Source organism: Stenotrophomonas sp. 3diitr2024 (assembly GCF_042136455.1).
Taxonomy (GTDB): Bacteria; Pseudomonadota; Gammaproteobacteria; order Xanthomonadales; family Xanthomonadaceae; genus Stenotrophomonas; species Stenotrophomonas sepilia.
Window position 1 is genome coordinate 1 of the sequence record NZ_JBHHMJ010000659.1, and the last position, 3,491, is coordinate 3,491.

At 66.9% G+C, this 3,491-nt stretch carries 2 protein-coding genes; both read left to right on the plus strand.

The features are described from left to right. Positions 1 to 64: 64 nt before the first annotated feature. Entirely contained in the window at positions 65 to 490 is a 426-nt protein-coding gene (locus ABGA94_RS16910) for a DNA polymerase III subunit chi (RefSeq protein ID WP_005415211.1), read from the plus strand. A 72-nt stretch (positions 491 to 562) separates the two neighbouring features. Further along, the gene (locus ABGA94_RS16915) at positions 563 to 3,391 is read left to right on the plus strand and encodes a valine--tRNA ligase (protein WP_197599320.1); all 2,829 of its coding nucleotides are present in this window, start codon (positions 563 to 565) and stop codon (positions 3,389 to 3,391) included. Positions 3,392 to 3,491 lie beyond the last annotated feature (100 nt).

A 3,491-nucleotide genomic window follows, 5' to 3' on the forward strand; every position in this document is an offset into this window, starting at 1 on the left:
CGGCGAGACGCCGGCCGGGGCCTCGCCCGGCACTGCCGGGCCCCTGCCTGACCCGGACCCTGCCATGCCCCGCGCCGACTTCTACCTGATCGCCAAGCCCCGCTTCCTGACCGAGCCGCTGCGCCTGGTCTGTGAGCTGGCGCGCAAGGCCAACGACGCCGGGTTGTTCACCCTGGTGCTGGCCCGTGACCAGGCCCAGGCCGAGGAGCTGGACGAGCTGCTGTGGGCGTTCGACAACGACGCCTACATCCCGCACCAGATCGCCGGCGAAGACATGGACGAGGAAGAGGCCCTGGTACTGATCGCGGTACCCGGCACCGAGGCACCGGCGCGTCCGCTGGTGATCAACCTGCGCGACGAGCCCTGGCTGGGCCAGTGCGAGCGCGTGCTGGAAGTGGTGCCGGCCGATCCGGAAGCGCGCGAACCGCTGCGCGAGCGCTGGCGCCAGTACAAGGCCGCCGGTTACGACCTGAACAAGCACGACATGTGAGCGCGCGCCGGCCCCCTTGATGGGCCGCCGCCGCGCCCTGATCCTTCAACGATTACCTCCTGGTTCCCCCGCATGACCCAACTCGCCTCCAGCTACGACCCGAAGTCCTTCGAGACCGACCTCTACGAGGCCTGGGAGAAGGCCGGCCACTTCAAGCCGTCCGGCACGGGCGAGCCGTACACCATCCTGCTGCCGCCGCCGAACGTGACCGGCACCCTGCACATGGGCCACGCCTTCCAGCAGACCCTGATGGACGCGCTGGTGCGCTACCACCGCATGCGCGGCTACGACACGCTGTGGCAGGTCGGTACCGACCACGCCGGCATCGCCACCGAAATGGTGGTCAGCCGCAACCTGGCGCTGGAAGGCAAGGGCGAGACCCGCGATTCGCTGGGCCGCGAGGGCTTCATCGGCAAGGTCTGGGAGTGGAAGCAGCAGTCCGGCGACACCATCGAACGCCAGATGCGTCGCCTTGGCACCTCCGCCGACTGGTCGCGCAGCACCTTCACCATGGACCCGCAGCCGTCGGCGGCAGTCAATGAAGCCTTCGTGCGCTGGTACGAGCAGGGCCTGATCTACCGCGGCCAGCGCCTGGTGAACTGGGACCCGGTGCTGAAGACCGCCATTTCCGACCTGGAAGTGGAGAGCGCCGAGGAAGACGGCTTCCTGTGGTCGATCGCCTACACGCTGGACGAAGGCCTGAGCTACGAGCACGTCGAGCGCGATGCCGACGGCGTGGAAACGCTGCGCGAAACCCGCGACTATCTGGTCGTCGCCACCACCCGCCCGGAAACCCTGCTGGGCGATACCGCGGTAATGGTGCACCCGGAGGACGAGCGCTATGCGCACCTGATCGGCAAGAGCGTGGTGCTGCCGCTGACTGGCCGCCGCGTGCCGGTGATCGCCGACGACTACGTGGACCGCGCGTTCGGCACCGGCGTGGTCAAGGTCACCCCGGCGCATGATTTCAACGACTACGAAGTGGGCGTGCGCCACAGCCTGCCGATGATCAACCTGTTCACCCCGGTGGCGGCGCTGAACGAGAATGCGCCGGAACGCTTCCAGGGCCTGGACCGCTATGAAGCACGCAAGGCCGTGCTGGCCGAACTGGAAGACCTGGGCATCCTGGTCGAGACCAAGGCGCACAAGCTGCAGGTGCCGCGCGGCGACCGTACCGGCCAGGTGATCGAGCCGTACCTGACCGACCAGTGGTTCGTGAAGATGGACGACCTGGCCAAGCGTGGCCTGGAACTGGTCGAGGACGGAAGCATTTCCTTCGTGCCGCCGAACTGGATCAACACCTACCGCCACTGGATGAACAACATCCAGGACTGGTGCATCAGCCGCCAACTGTGGTGGGGCCACCGTATCCCGGCGTGGTTCGATGCCGCCACCGGCAACTGCTACGTCGGTCGCAGCGAGGAGGACGTGCGCGCGAAGCACAACCTGGGCAGCGACGTGGTGCTGAACCAGGAAAGCGACGTGCTGGAGACCTGGTTCTCCTCGCAGCTGTGGCCGTTCTCCACCCTGGGCTGGCCGAATGAGCAGGCCATGGCTGAGCGCGGCTTCGACCGCTACCTGCCATCGTCGGTGCTGATCACCGGCTTTGACATCATCTTCTTCTGGGTGGCGCGCATGATCATGGCCACCGACAACCTGGTCGGGAAGATCCCGTTCAAGGACGTCTACTTCACCGGCCTGATCCGCGACGGCCAGGGGCAGAAGATGTCCAAGAGCAAGGGCAACGTGCTCGACCCGCTGGACATCATCGACGGCATCACCATCGACGATCTGGTTGCCAAGCGCACCGGCGGCCTGATGCAGCCGAAGATGGTCGAGAAGATCGAGAAGGCCACCCGCAAGGAATTCCCGGACGGCATCGCCGCCCACGGTGCCGATGCGTTGCGCTTCACCATCGCCGCGCTGGCCACCCATGGCCGCGACATCAAGTTCGACATGAACCGCGCCGAGGGCTACAAGAACTTCTGCAACAAGCTGTGGAACGCCAGCCGCTTCGCCCTGATGAACACCGAAGGCGCTGCGTTCACCGGCGTGCCCAAGCCGCGCACCGATGCCGAGCGCTGGATCCTCGCGCGCCTGGCCGCCACCACCGCCGAAGCTCAGGGCCATTTCGCCGCGTATCGCTTCGACCTGCTGGCGCAGTGCCTGTACGAGTTCGCCTGGAACGCGTTCTGCGACTGGTTCCTGGAGCTGAGCAAGCCGGCCTTGAACGGTGCCGACGCGGCTGATGCCGAAAGCACCCGCCACACCTTGCTGTACGTGCTGGAAGCACTGCTGCGCCTGCTGCACCCGCTCACGCCGTTCATCACCGAACAGCTGTGGCAGCAGCTGGCCCCGCGCCTGGGCCTGGTCGAAACCACGCTGTCGCTGCGCCCTTACCCGACCGCCGCCGAATTCGCCGGTGATTTCGCCCAGGCCGAGGCCGACGTGGAATGGCTGAAGGCGGTGATCAGTGCCGTGCGCCGCGTGCGCAGTGAGCTGAACGTCGCACCGTCCAAGCTGGTGCCGCTGCGCCTGCAGGCCGGCCTGGCACAGGACCGCGTGCGCATCGAACGCTTCAGCACCTCGCTGTCGTTCCTGCTGAAGCTGGACAGCATCCAGTGGCTGGTCGAAGGCGAAAGCGCACCGCCGGCCGCCGCCGCGATCGTGGGCGAGCTGAAGCTGCTGGTGCCGCTGGAAGGCCTGGTCGATCTCGATGCCGAGCGCGTGCGCCTGGACAAGGAAATCGCTCGCGTCGAAGCCGAAAAGGAGAAGAGCGAGACCAAGCTGGCCAAGTTCACCGACAAGGTGCCGCCGGCCGTGGTCGAGCAGGAACGCGTGCGCCTGGCCGACTGGAACACCCAGCTGGCCGGCCTGCGCGAACAGCGCGCGAAGCTGTAACGCCGCGCTCTGGTGCGTGCCAACCAAGGTTGGCACCTACCACGCCGGGAGAGGTTGGCACCCACCCAAGCGGAATCGGAAACGCCGGGCGATGCCCGGC